Consider the following 13040-nt stretch of genomic DNA (forward strand, 5'->3'; position numbering starts at 1 on the left):
TCAGTAGCCTCCGATGATCGGCAGGATCTCGCCGGTGATGTAGCTGGAGCATTGCGGCGAGGCCAGGAACACATAGGCCGGCGCGATTTCCTCCGGCTGGGCGGGCCGCTTCATCGGCGTCTTGGCGCCGAATTGCGAAACGTCCTCCGCTTCCTTCTCCGACGGATTGAGCGGCGTCCAGACCGGACCGGGCGCCACCGCGTTGACGCGGATGCCCTTGGAGATGAGGTTGCCGGAGAGCGCGCGGGTGAAGGCGTGGATGCCGCCCTTGGTCATTGAGTAATCGACCAGCTCCTTCGAGCCCTCTATGCCGGTGACCGAACCGGTGTTGACGATCGCCGACCCCGGCTTCATGTGCGGCACGGCTTCCTGCGCCATGTGGAAATAGCCGTAGAGATTGGTCTTCAGCGTGGTGTCGAAATGCGCTTCGGTGAGATCGGCGAAGTCGGCCGAGTGGACCTGGAAGGCGGCGTTGTTGACCAGCACGTCCAGCCTGCCGAAAGCCTTCACCGTCTCAGCCACCGCCTTGCGGCAGAAGCCGCGCTTGGCGACGTCGCCGCGCAAGGTGATGCAGCGCCTGCCCTCCGCCTCCACCGCCTGCTTCGTCGCCTTGGCGTCGCGATCCTCGCTGAGATAGACGATGGCGACATCGGCGCCTTCGCGCGCGAACAGCACGGCCACCGCGCGGCCGATGCCGGAATCGCCGCCGGTGACCAGCGCGACCTTGTCCTTGAGCTTGCCGGAGCCTTGCCAGAACGGTGCGTCATAGAGCGGCGCCGGCTCGATCGCCCATTCCTCGCCGGGCTTGGGGTGATGCTGCCTTGGGAAAGGCGGCGTGGGATATCTTCGGGCGCCGGCCTGCATGGCGCCCGGGGCTTTCGGCTTCGGCTTGCTGCGGTCCGTGGCATCGACCTTGCGCTGGACGCCGCGCTGCCTGCGCGCGGTCTTGGCCGTATCTGTCTTCTTGCCGGCGGATGATTTTTTGGGCGTGTCGGTTTTCGTTCGGCTGGTGGTCGGCATGGTGGTCTCCTTTTCAGAGGACAACGCATGCCAACGGAAAAGGTTGGCCCTCGGTTCGTCGCACCTCGCCGAGACGCCTGGACATACATCAAAGTTAAATGCGGCCGTCCGGCCGCGGTGCTAACCTTTTGTCATTGGGGGGACTCTTCAGGAGGAGTCCCATGGACGTTCGAACTCTCATCGGCAGCCTCTCGGTTGCATTGCTGCGCCGGCGCGGCGCCGCGCCGCCAATCCCCATCAGGGTGATCCGCGCCTCGCTGGCGGATGTGCCGCTCAGGCCGCGCCCGCGTCCGCCGCACCGGCCGGCGCCGCCGACCCGGCCCGCGAGCAATATGTAGCCTCAAAATTTGTAGCCTCGGACTGGCCGGCCGGATGCAACCGACTGGCGAAGTCATCGTTTATCGCCATCCGAAATTCTTACGGTGAAACATGAAATCCTTGTCTATGAACAGCCCGCTTTTTATCCTCGCCGCCGCCATGATCACGGCCGCGCCCTTTGTCGGCCTAGCCTGGCGCACGCGCGAATGGCTCGGATGGTGAAAGACCGATGAGCCGTTTCCTGCCCCTCACCATACGCTTCGTCAGCGGCGGCACGATGGTGGTCACCACCGTCGCGGAGGCCAAGAAGGCGCTCGGAGGCACATGGAAGAACAAGGAGGCGCCAGCCTATCTCGAAGCGGCCCGGCTGGTGGACGACGCGATCGCGGGCACCTGCCGTCCAGCCATCGCCTTTGCCGCATTCAAGAAGGTCGCCGCGCAGCAAGGCCTGCTGAGGCCTGCCCAGCCGAGTGCCGCGCTCACCATGCTGGACCAGTTGTGGTCGCGCTCCAAGACCCCGCCCAGCTAGATGCCTATCTCGGTTCGCGCGTCATGCTGAGATAGGTTGGATCGAATTCGGCGATCATAACCAGCCGCTCCCAGTCGAGGATCGTGATCATATGGCTCGTCCAGTTGATCACGTTCATGCGGCGCAGGGTGCCGATGACCCGGTTCATATGAACGACGGAGAGGCCGAGCACATCGGCGAGCTCGGCCTGCGAGAGCGGCAGATGGAAGCTCATCTCGCGGGTCTTTTTCACCACCTGCAGCCTGACGAAGATCTCGCATATCAGATGCGCGAGGTGGGAGATCTTGGAGCGCCGGCCCATGGCCACGATCCACTCGCGGTGAATGGCGCCATCGACCAGCGTGTCGAGCCACAACAGCCGGGTGAGGTGCGGCGCCTGCTCGGTGATCGTCTTCAGCTTGCCGTGCTCGGCGACCAGCACGTGGCAAGGCGAGAGCGCGACGATGCCGTGATCCATCGTTTTAAGCAGGAAGGCGTGCAGGTCGACGAAATCGCCGGCGAGCTGCAGCGAGGTGAACTGGCGTCCGCCATCCTCCAGCACCTTGTAGCGGGCGGCGAGCCCGTCGACGATCAGCGTGCTGTAGATCGGCCGCGTGCCTTCCGTGACGATATCCTCGCCGGCGGCGACGTATCTTTCGAGCGACATGGCGTCGGCGAGCAGCGCCTTCTCTTGTTCCGACAAGGCATCATGCTGGCCGAGGTTGAGGTAGAGCGATTCCAGCATTCGGGGTTCTCCATCCGCAACAGCTAACGCCGCAGGGCGGGGCCGGTTGCGGGCGGCCGCGCAGGAAGGGCGGACGCGCTTCGGATTTCCCCTCAGGATCAACCGCTTGGAACCATGATCGCGGCCAGGGATTGAACTTGCGAATCGCCTGGAGTGGATCATCGATGGAACGCTACTACTTTGACCTCTATAACGCCGAGCATGGCCAGGTTGACGACCAGGGGCAGCTTTTTGCCAACCGCGAGCGCGCCCGCCTTGAGGCGTTGCGCATCCTGCAGGACATCGCCCGAGACGAGGCGCCCGGGACCGAACAGTTGAAGATCACCGTGAAGCTGCGCACCGAGAAGGCACAGATCTTCGAGGCGTCGCTGACGCTGGACTCGACCTGGAACTGAGGCCTTTGACCCTCAGCGCCGCACCCCGCCGGAGGCAAGCATGTTCGCCGAATTTGAGGCATCGGAAATCGACACCGGCGGGGCGCGTATCTTCGCCCGCCATGGCGGCAGCGGGCCGGGCCTGCTCCTGCTGCACGGCTTTCCCCAGACGCATGCGATGTGGCGCGACGTGGCGCCCAGCCTGGCGCGGGATTTCACCGTCGTCTGCGCCGATCTGCGCGGTTATGGGCAAAGCTCCTGCCCGCCATCGGCCGCCGACCATGCGGCCTACGGCAAGCGCGCCATGGCCGCCGACATGGTCATGCTTATGGAAGAACTCGGCTTCAAACGTTTCTTGGTCGCCGGCCATGATCGCGGCGGGCGCGTCGCCTACCGGCTGGCGCTCGATCATCCGGACCGCGTCGAGAAGCTCGCCGTCCTCGACATCGTCCCTACCGCCGAGGCCTGGGACCGGGCCGATGCGAGGCTGGCGCTAAGCTTTTGGCCGTGGTCGCTGCTGGCGCAGCCCGAGCCCCTGCCGGAGACGATACTGGCGGCGGCGGCCGAAGCCATCCTCGACAATGCGCTTTCCGGCTGGGGATCCGCAGCCGACGCGTTCCCGCCCGGCGTGCGGCAGGCCTATGTCGATGCCCTGCGCGATCCGGCGCATATTCACGCCATCTGCGAAGAGTATCGCGCGGCGGCTTCGCTCGACCGTGTGCACGACCATGCGGACCGGGAGGCCGGCCGGCGCATATGCTGCCCCGTGCTGGCGCTGTGGAGCGAGCACGGGGCGCTGGCCGAATGGTATCGGGACGAAGACGGACCGCTGGGCATATGGCGGAACTGGGCCGACGATGCCAGCGGTGGAGCGATGCCCGGCGGCCACTTCTTTCCGGAGGAGTCGCCGATCGAAACGGCGGCCACACTCGACGCCTTCTTCGCCGGAAGATGACGCCCTCTTCTCCATCTTCTCCAGAAGATAGCGACACGCTTTCCGGCAGATGGCGCCGGCCGGCCAAGCGGCCGGCCAGCCGGGCTTATACCAGCACCAGGTAGAGCAACGGCAGGGCCGCAAGGCCGATTGCCATTGCAATGAGCGCGGCGTGGCCGAGACGCTCCGCGCGTCTGGCGATGTCGGCGACCTCGTCCTCGTCGTTGATGATATCGAGGAACGAAAGATCGATGCGGGTGGTACGCTGGTTGTCGTTGGCAGGCAGGCTTTCGGCATCCTGCCGGGCGGGCTTTGCAGAGATATAGGTCAAAACGTCGTCTCGCTCCGAAGCCGGCTGCGCGGCCTTCCTGTTTATGGATATTGGTGCCCGCCGGAATTGCGCGGGGGGCGACCGGCGGGCACCATTGACGGCCGGCGATGGAGGGGGCTTTTTCGTCGGCCGCTCACCAATTCCCAAAAAGAGATTTGGTTGCACAGGCCAGCCCAATGCGCTGGCCGGGTCGGACTTCAGTCTGACCGAGTCACGAAATGTTTCGGCCGGAACATCGGTTGCCGGCACCTGTTCTCCTTACTCAGGGATGTTGACGCGTCCTTGAATTCACCCTCAACAAAAATCCGAATCAACGGAGAATTCGATATGCCCAATCAAGGCGGAACCCACGAACAGCACGTCAAGGCCGGCCAGCAGAGCCACAAGAACCGCGAAGACCAGCATCGCGGCAGCGGGCAGCAGCAGGCCGAGGACCGCAACATGGGTCAGCGCAGCGCCGGCCAGCATCGAGGTGGCAGCGGCAACTTCGCCGAAGACCCCCAGCGCGCCTCCGAGGCAGGCCGCAAAGGCGGTCAGCGCTGAGTTCAAAATGGCGTCCGCGTTCGCGGACGCCATTTTTCTGTCCGGCGACTTCCAGCTGTCCCGCGACTTCAGCCCGGATGGAACCTCTTCCCCCTCCTCCAGTTCCCTTAGGGATCGGCCTCAAGCGAAGCCGTCGCCGCAGGACGTTACACGGAGGCATCAATGTCCTTGCATACACTTCATCCCGAACGCGTCGATGAGACCCGCATGCGGGCCTATTCGACCTTCGGTCCGTTGCTGATCCACTCGTTGGCGCAGAAACTGGCGCTGTGCCAGGGCACGCGCGAACTGGACAAGCTCGAACAATCGCTGGTGCGGCTGATCGAGGAGACCGACGTCGCCGCGCCGCAGGGCGAGGAGATGAAGGAATTCGCCGTCGAGCTCGTCGTGTCGACGCTGCGCAATGCGCGCGAGCATCCCGACGCCAAGCAAGATCTGGAAGAAATCGACGGACGCCGCGCCGAGGGCCGTTCGGAAGATCCGGACACGCTGGAAGAGCAGTTGCAGTCCGGTCTTGAGGACTCCTTTCCAGCGAGCGATCCGCCGGCCGTGGTCTCGACCGCGATCACCGGCGGCTCGAAGGACATCGTCGGCACCGACGAGATGCTGCGCCGCAAGAAGCAAGCACGCCGCAAGCAGACGGCGAACTGATACGGCGGAAATCGAAGGAGCCCTGCGATGACTCAGGCGAATAACAATATACCGAACCGGCCGGGCGCCGCCGATGCGCCGGCAACCGGCAATTTGCCGACCAAGGGCGGCGATGATCCCGATGTGCGCTTCCTGGCGGAGCACACCGATCTTTCGCCGAAGCAGGCGCGGGAGTTGATACGCGAGCACGGGCACGACCGCGACAAGCTGCTCGAGATCGCACGGACCATGAAAGCGGAGGGCTGACCCTCCCTACAAATCGAAAGGAGGCAGACCATGAGCAACGAACCACGTCCAGGACGGCCCGGAACAACCGAACAATGGCCGCGCTGGGAGGGCCCGAAGGGCAACCGCCCACCCGGTTATCTGAGGCCGAAGGACGATCCCGACAGGAACCGCGACGCGGCCGGCGAGAACAACAAGGATCCGGAACGGTCCGACCTCGGCGACGTCGCCAAGAAGAAGCGTTCCTGAAGCCGAATACACTCAGGGCAACAAGGAGCAAACAAATGCCACGTGGCGAGAAATCGAAATACACCGACAAGCAGGAACGCAAGGCCGACCACATCGCCGAAGGTTACGAGAAGCGCGGCGTCTCCGAGAAGGAAGCCGAGCGGCGGGCCTGGGCGACCGTCAACAAGGATGACGGCGGCGGCAAGAAGGAAGGCGGCTCCGGTCGCGGCAAGCACACCGGCAATCCGGCCGCGCACAAGGGCGGCAGGACGGGCGGCAAGGCCTCCGGCGAGCGCTCCGCGGCCGCGCGTTCGGCGTCGGCCAAGAAGGCGGCTGCGACGCGCAAGAGGAATGAAAGCCACGCGCATTAGCGATGGCGATTGGATTGCAGGCGTCCGCAATTGGCGAAATCGGCGGCGCCGCCCCCCATTTCTCCCCGTCACTATACGGGGAGAAATGCCCGGCAGGGCAATGAGGGCAGAACTGCCGCGCGAGTTTGTCGTTGCTGGCGCCAAGCTCTCGGGACGCCGAACGCCGCGCCACCCCTCATCCGCCCTTGGAGCACCTTCTTCCCGTTGAACGGGCAGATGGGAAAAGCCCCTTACAGCGGCATCTCGGACGTCTGCTTGATCGTCTGGCTGGGCACGTCCGTCTTGACGTTCTGCACGCCCCTGATGCGGCTTAGATGCTCCGACTGGAAGCGGCGGTAATCGTCGATGCCCGCGGCGACGATCCGCACCATGGCGTCGCAGTCGCCCAGCATCAGATAGCACTCCATCACTTCCGGGAACTTCGCCACCTCGGCGGCGAAATGCTCGATCGTGTCCTCGTCCTGCTGCTTCAGCCAGATGCGGGTGAAGAAGGTCTGGCCGCGGCCGATCTTGGCCGGATTGAGAACCGCGACATAGCGATCGATGACGCCGGCCTCCTCCAAAAGCTTGACGCGGCGCAGGCAGGGCGACGGCGAAAGGCCCACCTCCCTGGCTAGATCGTTGTTGGCCATGCGCCCGTCGCGCTGCAAGGCGCGAAGGATGCGCCTGTCGATCTCATCCAGCTTCATGGTGTCAGATTCCAACCTTCCGTCAAAATACGCCATCTGCTGCCAAACATTTGCAGAAATGGCGTATCTTCGCAACCCGATTGCCGGGCGTTTCGGCTATGGTCCGGCAACCGATAACCGACAACCGACCGGGAGAACGGCGGCCGCGAGGCCGGCCGAAGGCAAAGTCATGAGCATTTCCGAGATCGCCCTCGCCGGGGAGCAAACCGGCAATGGCCGCGGCGCCGAATTCCGGCGCGGGCTTGCCGCCTCGACGCCGGTGCTGCTCGGTATCATCCCCTATGCGCTGGTGCTTGGCGCGCAGGCCTCGCAGAAAGATCTCGGCGTCGTCGAGGTGCCGCTGATGACCGGGCTCAACTTCGCCGGCGGCTCGGAATTCGCGGCCATCCAGCTCTGGACCTCGCCGCCGCATATCCTGCTGATCGCCGCCATCACCTTCCTGGTCAACAGCCGGCATTTCCTGATGGGCGCGGCACTTGCGCCGTTCATCAAGCATCTGCCGAAGCGACAGGTGTTTCCGGCGCTGTTCCTGATGTGCGACGAGAGCTGGGCCGTGGGCCTGGCCGATGCACAGCGCCGCGCCGCCGCCGGCCTGCGGCCGGCCTTCAGCCTGTCTTTCTATCTGGGCGCCGGCCTTCCCTTCTACCTCGCCTGGGTGGCGTTCACGACTTGCGGCGCGGCACTCGGGCCGGTGCTTGGCGACGTCGAGACATACGGCTTTGCAATGGCCTTCCCGGCCGTCTTCCTGGTGCTGCTTCGCGGCATGTGGAAGGGCTTTGCCGCGGCCCGGCCCTGGCTGGTCAGCCTGGTGGTGGCGGCGCTCGTCTATCTCGTCGTCCCCGGCGCCTGGTATGTGGCGGCCGGCGCGCTGTCCGGCCTGGTGGCCGCGTGGTTCCTGGTAGGTGAGAGATGATCGATCCGATGACCGTGCTCGCCATCCTGGCGATGGCCGGCGTGACGTACCTCACCCGCATTGGCGGCTATGTGGTCTTGAGGAATCGCACGCTCAGCCCGCGCGCCATGGCGGTGATGGAGGCGGCCCCCGGCTGCGTGCTGATCTCGGTGATCGCGCCGGACTTCGTCTCGAAGAACCCGGCCGACCTAGCCGCGCTCGCCATAACCGTGCTTGCCGCGACGAGGCTGTCGATGCTGCCGACGGTGGTGGTCGGGGTGGCTTCGGCTGGAGCGTTGCGGTGGCTGATGGGTGGCTGATCTCTCCCCCGACGGAGGAGACGCTTAACCAGCCCGCATTCCCAGCGCGCCGCCCGTCGCCCTTGCAACGATCGCTTCCAGCGGCTCGGGCCGGTGCAGGAAATAGCCCTGGCCATAGGCGACGCCCATGCCCATGAGAATCTCCAGCGCGTTTTTCTCCTCGACCTTTTCGGCCACCACCGCGGCGCCCATCGAGCGGGCGATGCCGGTGATCGCCGAAACGATCTCACGGTCGAACCGGCTTTCGGCGATGTGCTCGACGAAGGAACCGTCGATCTTGATGGCGTCGATGGGGAAGCGCCTGAGATATTCGAACGAACTCATGCCGGCGCCGAAATCGTCGAGGCTGACGCGGCAGCGGCGTTGCCTCGCCTTGCGCACGAACTCCGCCGCGGCATCGAAATTGGTGACGGCGGCAGTCTCGGTGATCTCGAAGCCGATGGCAGACGCCGGCGCGCCACTGTCGGCGATGGCCTCGTCGACGAAATCCCAGAGCTGCGGATCGGAAAGCGTCTGCGCCGACAGGTTGAAGTCGAGCGAGATGGCGCCCGCGCGCATCGCCTCGCCGTGGCGCGTCAGCGCGGTGCGGATGATCCAGCGGTCGAGCCGGGCGGCAAGGCCGAAGCGTTCGGCGACCGGCATGAAATCGCCGGGCGGGATCATCTTGCCGTTGCGAGCCACGAGCCTGGCCAGCACCTCGACGTGGCGGCTGTCTTCCCATGGCCGGCCGAGCCGGTGGATCTCCTGGCCGAACAGCTTCTGCCGGCCGTCGTCCATCGCGTCGACCAGGTCGGCGGCCAGCCGCGCGGCGTTGAGGCCGCCGGCGCCCGACGTCGTTTCCGGCGAAAACACCGCGAAGCGGTCCCGACCGCCGGCCTTGGCGGCGTAGCAGGCATCGTCGGCGCAGGCGAGCGCGTCGGCCACCGTCATGTTGCGGTCGCGCACGAAGGCGATGCCGATGCTGGCGGCAAGCCTGCGCGAGGTGATGGCAGAGCCGAGATCGGCGTTGCGCACCGCGGCGAGCACCGCGCGGGCAAGGTGCTCGGCACAGGCGTCATTGCAGTTCGGCACCAGCAGCGCGAATTCGTCGCCGCCGAGGCGGGCCGCCTGCGCCGACACGGGCAGGCTGGCGAGTATGCCAGCCGCGACGCTCTTCAGCGCCAGGTCTCCGGCGGCATGGCCGGCATAGTCGTTGAGCGCCTTGAAGTAGTCGAGGTCGACATAGAACACGGCGAGCGGCAGCCGCCCGGCCATGGCGATGTTCTCGGCAAGCAGCCGGTCGAAGGCCGAACGGTTGAGCAGCCCGGTCAGGGCGTCGTGACGCGCGGCGAAGGCAAGCTCCTCGGCGCGCCTCTTCTCCTCGGTGATGTCGCGCACCGTGCCCAAAATCTGGCCGGCCGAGCCGACGCCGGCAATGAAACGCACCAGCGACTCGACATGGCGGACCTGGCCGTCACGCAGGACGATCCGGTATTGCGAGGCGACGACGCTGCTCGAGCCGGGCTCGATCTTGTGGGCCCGCTCGGCGGCGTCCTTGTCACCAGGATGAAGGTAGGTGTGCCACAGGTCAGCCGCCACCTCATCGGTATCGGCAACGAGGCCGAATATCTCGCGCGTGCGCGCGTCCCAATAGCTTTTCCTGGTGCCGATATCGTGGTGCCAGATGCCGGTGCCGCTGGCGGCAAGCGCAAGACGGAAGCGGACATTGACCTGCTCGAGCGCCGCCTCCGCCTCTTTCTGCCGGGTGATGTCGGTCTGCACGCCCATCAGCCTGAGCGGCTTGCCGTCGGCGTCGCGCTCGACAATGCCGCCGCGGTCGAGCACCCAGATCCAATGGCCGTCCTTGTGGCGCAGGCGCAGCTCAGTCTCGATGGAATCGACGATGCCCGCAATATGCCGGTCGCCGCTCTCCTGCGCGCGCTGGCGATCGTCGGGATGGGTAAGCTTCAGCCAGAGATCGGGCGTGTTGGCGAGTTCGCCAGCTTCATAGCCCAGCATCTTCGACCAGGTCGGCGAATAGTAGCAATCGCCCGTCGACAGATTCCAGTCCCATAGGCCGAGATGAGCCCGGTCGAGCGCCAGCGCCCAGAACTTGCCGTTGCGTTTATCGTCGTCCGCCATTCTTTGTTCTTGCCGTCCTGTCCCGGCAATACTGCATGAAAGCAGAGAAGAAAGAGTTACCGGGAGCGGTTCAGCCAATCTCCCGCCTTGTGGGGGAGATGGCCGGCAGGCCAGAGGGGGGCGTGAAGGATCGCGGCGTTGCAGGAATTTCGATCAAGGCTGCTGGCAAAGCTGTTCGCCTGCGAGAGCCTGAAACGCTGGCGGGACAGCGCCCCCCTCTGCCCTGCCGGGCATCTCCCCCACAAGGGGGGAGATGCCTAACCGCCCAGCCGTCTCCTCACCACCGCCGCATGAAACCGCGCGCCGTGCAGCAGGCCCTCGTCGTTGAAATCATAGGCCGGGTTGTGCAGCGGCGCGGTGCCGCCATTGCCCATGAAGACGAAGCAACCGGGGACCTGGTCGAGGAAGCGGGCGAAATCCTCCGAAGCGGTCATAGGCTCGGCAGCGACGCGAACCGCGTCGTCGGCCAGCACCGTATGGGCCGCCGCAAGCGCCTCGTCCACCAGCGCCGCGTCGTTGATCAAAGGCACGAACTCGCGGGTGTAAGCGATTTCAGCCGCGACATTATAGGCCTGCGCCGTGCCCTCGGCGATGCGGCGCATCTCCTTTTCGATCGCGGCGCTCACCTCGGGCCGGAAGCTGCGGCAATCACCGAGGATGCGCGCCAGCCCCGGCAGCGCGTTGCGGACGCCGTCGGTGATGAGCTCGGTCACCGAGACGACGCCGATGTCGGCCGGGCTCAGGCGGCGCGAGACGATGGTCTGCAGGTTGACCACCAGCGCGCAGGCGGCGACCAGCGTCTCCCGGCCGGCATGCGGCCGCGCCGCATGGCCGCCGAGGCCTTTGAGCACGATCTCGAAATTATCCTCGGCCGACATGACTGGACCGCCGCGGGTTTCGAAATGGCCGATGGGCAGGCCCGGCAGGTTGTGCAGCCCGAATATCTCCTCGAAGGGAAAGCGCTCGAGCAGGCCGTCGTCCAGCATGGCCAGCGCGCCCCTGCCCCATTCCTCGGCCGGCTGGAAGATGAAGCGCACCGTGCCGTCGAAGCCGCCTTCGGCGGCAAGCAGCTTTGCCGCGCCGAGCAGCATCGCGGTGTGGCCGTCATGGCCGCAGGCATGCATGGTGCCGGATGTTTGCGAGCGCCAGGCTCGCGTGCCCTGTTCGGCGATGCGTAGCGCATCCATGTCGGCGCGCAGCGCGATGGCGCGGTTGCCGCTGCCGCGGGTCAGCGTGCCGACGACGCCGGTGCCGCCGACGCCTTCGGCCACCTCAAGTCCGAAGTCGCGCAGCTTTTGCGCGACGAACGCGGCTGTGCGTTTTTCCTCGAAGCCGAACTCGGGATGGGCATGGAGATCGCGCCGCCACGCCGTCATCTCGCTGTGCAAAGCCTGTTGGTCGAGTTCAGCCATCGTCGCCCCTCAAGCCCTTTTCTCGACCCAATTCCGGAAGGCTACAGCGAAGTCGCCGAGCATAACGGCAGCGCACTTTTCCTGGAATTGCTCTTTTCTCGACGCAATCCCGGACGGAAAACCGGCCCGCACTTTTCCTGAATTGCTTTCACGCAGTCTGCAGGAACACTTCTTCCGGCGCCATCCCGACCAGCTCGGCAAAGCGGCCGTGGTCGGTCGCGCCCTCCGAGTTGATGACGAGCACGCGCGAACGCGCATCGAGGCCGAGCGCCGCGCGCATGTGCCTGTCGCCTGCGGCGCGGACCAGCCCGGCGAGGCCTGCTCCGCCGCTTTCGCCGGAGACGATGGCCGGATCGTTGCCCAGCGGCCGCGCCAGCCGCTTCATCACCGCGACCGCGTCCTCCTCTTCCACCGTCATGAAGGCATCGCCGACGCGCGCCAGCACGCGCCAGGCGACCAAGGACGGCTCGGCGCATTCGAGCATCGTCATCACGGTCGACTCCTGATTTGGGATCGTTGCCGGACGTCCGGCCTCAACCGAAGCGTAGACGCAGGCCGAGCGCCGCGGCTCGACCACCACGGCCTTCGGCCGGCTGGAGCCAAGCACGACAGCCATATGGCCGGCGACCGCCGCGGCGAAGCCGCCGACGCCGGCCTGCAGGAAGACATGCGTGGGCGGCTCGGCCATGCGCCGCAACGTCTCGCGCACGATCACCGTGTAGCCCTGCATGACCAGTCCGGGGACGCGCTCATAGCCCAGCCAGGACGTGTTGGAGACGATCTTCCAGCCGCGCTCGGCGCCGACGCGGGCGACTTCGCGCACCGCATGGTCATAGCCGCCTTCGACCTCGACGATCTCGGCGCCGAAGCGGGCGATGGCCGCGACACGCTCGCGGCTTACGCCGGCATGGACGAAGATCACCGAGCGAGCGCCGACGAGACTGGCGCCCTGCGCCACAGAGCGGCCGTGGTTGCCGTCGGTGGCGCAGACGAAGATCATGCTCGACGCGATCTCGCGCACCCTGGCGTCGTTTATCTCACTGATATCGACATCGCGCCCGAGCCACTTGCCGGCCTCCTCCAGCACCAGCCGCATAACGGCATAGGCACCGCCCAGCGCCTTGAAGGAGCCCAGGCCAAGACGCTGGCCCTCATCCTTGACGTGAAGCGCCGCGATGCCGAGCGTCTGGGCCAGCGCCGGCAAGGCGTGCAGCGGCGTTTCCGCATCGTTGTCGCGCGCCTTGAGGTAATGCTCTGCCCGCGCGCCGCCGGCCATGCCGAGGGACTCGGCATCGGCGGCAACCAACGGCTGGTTGTGTTCTGGGCGTTGGTTGAGAAGCAGCATGCTAGTCTTCCTG

At 65.8% G+C, this 13040-nt stretch carries 17 protein-coding genes and 1 pseudogene; 11 read left to right on the plus strand and 7 right to left on the minus strand.

The features are described 5' to 3' along the window. Complete coding sequence (locus tag FJ957_RS27265; RefSeq protein WP_140835926.1) at nucleotides 1-1020, minus strand: SDR family oxidoreductase; 1020 nt, start codon at nucleotides 1018-1020, stop codon at nucleotides 1-3. A gap of 161 nt (nucleotides 1021-1181) precedes the next feature. Here FJ957_RS27265 and FJ957_RS31980 point away from each other — a divergent pair, with 161 nt between their 5' ends. Together FJ957_RS31980 and FJ957_RS27270 are read left to right on the plus strand one after the other, a co-directional pair. Continuing rightward, nucleotides 1182-1358, plus strand: coding sequence for a hypothetical protein (locus FJ957_RS31980; RefSeq protein WP_181177605.1), 177 nt, complete (start codon nucleotides 1182-1184; stop codon nucleotides 1356-1358). A 209-nt stretch (nucleotides 1359-1567) separates the two neighbouring features. Beyond that, a complete protein-coding gene (locus FJ957_RS27270; RefSeq protein WP_140835927.1) occupies nucleotides 1568-1867 on the plus strand; it encodes a DUF982 domain-containing protein in 300 nt (99 codons plus the stop codon). A gap of 4 nt (nucleotides 1868-1871) precedes the next feature. Here the strand turns inward: FJ957_RS27270 and FJ957_RS27275 are convergent, their stop codons facing one another. Next, entirely contained in the window at nucleotides 1872-2591 is a 720-nt protein-coding gene (locus FJ957_RS27275) for a Crp/Fnr family transcriptional regulator (protein WP_140835928.1), read from the minus strand. Nucleotides 2592-2755: 164 nt separating this feature from the next. Between FJ957_RS27275 and FJ957_RS27280 the strand changes: the two genes are divergently transcribed. Both FJ957_RS27280 and FJ957_RS27285 read left to right on the plus strand, forming a co-directional pair. After that, nucleotides 2756-2986, plus strand: coding sequence for a hypothetical protein (locus FJ957_RS27280; protein WP_140835929.1), 231 nt, complete (start codon nucleotides 2756-2758; stop codon nucleotides 2984-2986). 40 nt (nucleotides 2987-3026) lie between these two features. Continuing rightward, nucleotides 3027-3920 carry an alpha/beta hydrolase gene (locus tag FJ957_RS27285; protein ID WP_140835930.1) on the plus strand — a complete coding sequence of 298 codons (894 nt, stop codon included), beginning with the start codon at nucleotides 3027-3029 and terminating at the stop codon, nucleotides 3918-3920. 85 nt (nucleotides 3921-4005) lie between these two features. Here FJ957_RS27285 and FJ957_RS27290 read toward each other — a convergent pair whose 3' ends face one another. After that, complete coding sequence (locus FJ957_RS27290; protein ID WP_140835931.1) at nucleotides 4006-4479, minus strand: hypothetical protein; 474 nt, start codon at nucleotides 4477-4479, stop codon at nucleotides 4006-4008. 78 nt (nucleotides 4480-4557) lie between these two features. Between FJ957_RS27290 and FJ957_RS32540 the strand changes: the two genes are divergently transcribed. From FJ957_RS32540 to FJ957_RS27315, 5 genes and pseudogenes are all read left to right on the plus strand, one after another. Further along, entirely contained in the window at nucleotides 4558-4773 is a 216-nt protein-coding gene (locus FJ957_RS32540) for a KGG domain-containing protein (protein ID WP_348639763.1), read from the plus strand. Between the two features lie 162 nt (nucleotides 4774-4935). Then, nucleotides 4936-5340 (plus strand): annotated as a pseudogene (locus tag FJ957_RS32545) (hypothetical protein); the annotation flags it as partial. Nucleotides 5341-5451: 111 nt separating this feature from the next. After that, nucleotides 5452-5670, plus strand: coding sequence for a hypothetical protein (locus FJ957_RS27305; RefSeq protein ID WP_140640886.1), 219 nt, complete (start codon nucleotides 5452-5454; stop codon nucleotides 5668-5670). A 30-nt stretch (nucleotides 5671-5700) separates the two neighbouring features. Then, complete coding sequence (locus FJ957_RS27310; RefSeq protein ID WP_140835933.1) at nucleotides 5701-5898, plus strand: hypothetical protein; 198 nt, start codon at nucleotides 5701-5703, stop codon at nucleotides 5896-5898. A 35-nt stretch (nucleotides 5899-5933) separates the two neighbouring features. Continuing rightward, nucleotides 5934-6248, plus strand: a complete 315-nt coding sequence (locus FJ957_RS27315) for a plasmid stabilization protein (protein WP_140835934.1) — start codon at nucleotides 5934-5936, stop codon at nucleotides 6246-6248. Between the two features lie 230 nt (nucleotides 6249-6478). Here FJ957_RS27315 and FJ957_RS27320 read toward each other — a convergent pair whose 3' ends face one another. Beyond that, nucleotides 6479-6937 carry an Lrp/AsnC family transcriptional regulator gene (locus FJ957_RS27320; protein ID WP_140681697.1) on the minus strand — a complete coding sequence of 153 codons (459 nt, stop codon included), beginning with the start codon at nucleotides 6935-6937 and terminating at the stop codon, nucleotides 6479-6481. Between the two features lie 169 nt (nucleotides 6938-7106). On the opposite strand from FJ957_RS27320, the gene FJ957_RS27325 reads away from it, so the two are divergent. Both FJ957_RS27325 and FJ957_RS27330 read left to right on the plus strand, forming a co-directional pair. Next, nucleotides 7107-7850, plus strand: a complete 744-nt coding sequence (locus FJ957_RS27325; RefSeq protein WP_140835935.1) for an AzlC family ABC transporter permease — start codon at nucleotides 7107-7109, stop codon at nucleotides 7848-7850. Continuing rightward, on the plus strand, nucleotides 7847-8149 hold the full coding sequence (locus tag FJ957_RS27330; RefSeq protein WP_140835936.1) for an AzlD family protein: 303 nt from the start codon (nucleotides 7847-7849) through the stop codon (nucleotides 8147-8149). Before FJ957_RS27325 ends, FJ957_RS27330 begins: the two co-directional genes overlap by 4 nt. 24 nt (nucleotides 8150-8173) lie before the next feature. On the opposite strand, the gene FJ957_RS27335 is transcribed toward FJ957_RS27330, so the two are convergent. The 3 genes from FJ957_RS27335 to FJ957_RS27345 all read right to left on the minus strand — a co-directional run bounded on the left by FJ957_RS27335 (nucleotide 8174) and on the right by FJ957_RS27345 (nucleotide 13027). Beyond that, nucleotides 8174-10270, minus strand: a complete 2097-nt coding sequence (locus FJ957_RS27335) for an EAL domain-containing protein (protein ID WP_140835937.1) — start codon at nucleotides 10268-10270, stop codon at nucleotides 8174-8176. Nucleotides 10271-10527: 257 nt separating this feature from the next. Then, entirely contained in the window at nucleotides 10528-11682 is a 1155-nt protein-coding gene (locus tag FJ957_RS27340; RefSeq protein ID WP_140835938.1) for an amidohydrolase, read from the minus strand. 148 nt (nucleotides 11683-11830) lie between these two features. Then, nucleotides 11831-13027 carry a diaminopropionate ammonia-lyase gene (locus FJ957_RS27345; protein WP_140835939.1) on the minus strand — a complete coding sequence of 399 codons (1197 nt, stop codon included), beginning with the start codon at nucleotides 13025-13027 and terminating at the stop codon, nucleotides 11831-11833. Between the last annotated feature and the right edge of the window lie 13 nt (nucleotides 13028-13040).

This window comes from Mesorhizobium sp. B2-4-6 (assembly GCF_006442775.1).
Classification (GTDB): domain Bacteria; phylum Pseudomonadota; class Alphaproteobacteria; order Rhizobiales; family Rhizobiaceae; genus Mesorhizobium.

Bases quoted from the DNA above. Each gene is read 5' to 3' on its own strand.
- FJ957_RS27265 (WP_140835926.1), bottom strand. From the start codon at position 1,020: ATGCCGACCACCAGCCGAACGAAAACCGACACGCCCAAAAAATCATCC.
- FJ957_RS31980 (WP_181177605.1), top strand. From the start codon at position 1,182: ATGGACGTTCGAACTCTCATCGGCAGCCTCTCGGTTGCATTGCTGCGC.
- FJ957_RS27270 (WP_140835927.1), top strand. From the start codon at position 1,568: ATGAGCCGTTTCCTGCCCCTCACCATACGCTTCGTCAGCGGCGGCACG.
- FJ957_RS27275 (WP_140835928.1), bottom strand. From the start codon at position 2,591: ATGCTGGAATCGCTCTACCTCAACCTCGGCCAGCATGATGCCTTGTCG.
- FJ957_RS27280 (WP_140835929.1), top strand. From the start codon at position 2,756: ATGGAACGCTACTACTTTGACCTCTATAACGCCGAGCATGGCCAGGTT.
- FJ957_RS27285 (WP_140835930.1), top strand. From the start codon at position 3,027: ATGTTCGCCGAATTTGAGGCATCGGAAATCGACACCGGCGGGGCGCGT.
- FJ957_RS32540 (WP_348639763.1), top strand. From the start codon at position 4,558: ATGCCCAATCAAGGCGGAACCCACGAACAGCACGTCAAGGCCGGCCAG.
- FJ957_RS27305 (WP_140640886.1), top strand. From the start codon at position 5,452: ATGACTCAGGCGAATAACAATATACCGAACCGGCCGGGCGCCGCCGAT.
- FJ957_RS27310 (WP_140835933.1), top strand. From the start codon at position 5,701: ATGAGCAACGAACCACGTCCAGGACGGCCCGGAACAACCGAACAATGG.
- FJ957_RS27315 (WP_140835934.1), top strand. From the start codon at position 5,934: ATGCCACGTGGCGAGAAATCGAAATACACCGACAAGCAGGAACGCAAG.
- FJ957_RS27320 (WP_140681697.1), bottom strand. From the start codon at position 6,937: ATGAAGCTGGATGAGATCGACAGGCGCATCCTTCGCGCCTTGCAGCGC.
- FJ957_RS27325 (WP_140835935.1), top strand. From the start codon at position 7,107: ATGAGCATTTCCGAGATCGCCCTCGCCGGGGAGCAAACCGGCAATGGC.
- FJ957_RS27330 (WP_140835936.1), top strand. From the start codon at position 7,847: ATGATCGATCCGATGACCGTGCTCGCCATCCTGGCGATGGCCGGCGTG.
- FJ957_RS27335 (WP_140835937.1), bottom strand. From the start codon at position 10,270: ATGGCGGACGACGATAAACGCAACGGCAAGTTCTGGGCGCTGGCGCTC.
- FJ957_RS27340 (WP_140835938.1), bottom strand. From the start codon at position 11,682: ATGGCTGAACTCGACCAACAGGCTTTGCACAGCGAGATGACGGCGTGG.
- FJ957_RS27345 (WP_140835939.1), bottom strand. From the start codon at position 13,027: ATGCTGCTTCTCAACCAACGCCCAGAACACAACCAGCCGTTGGTTGCC.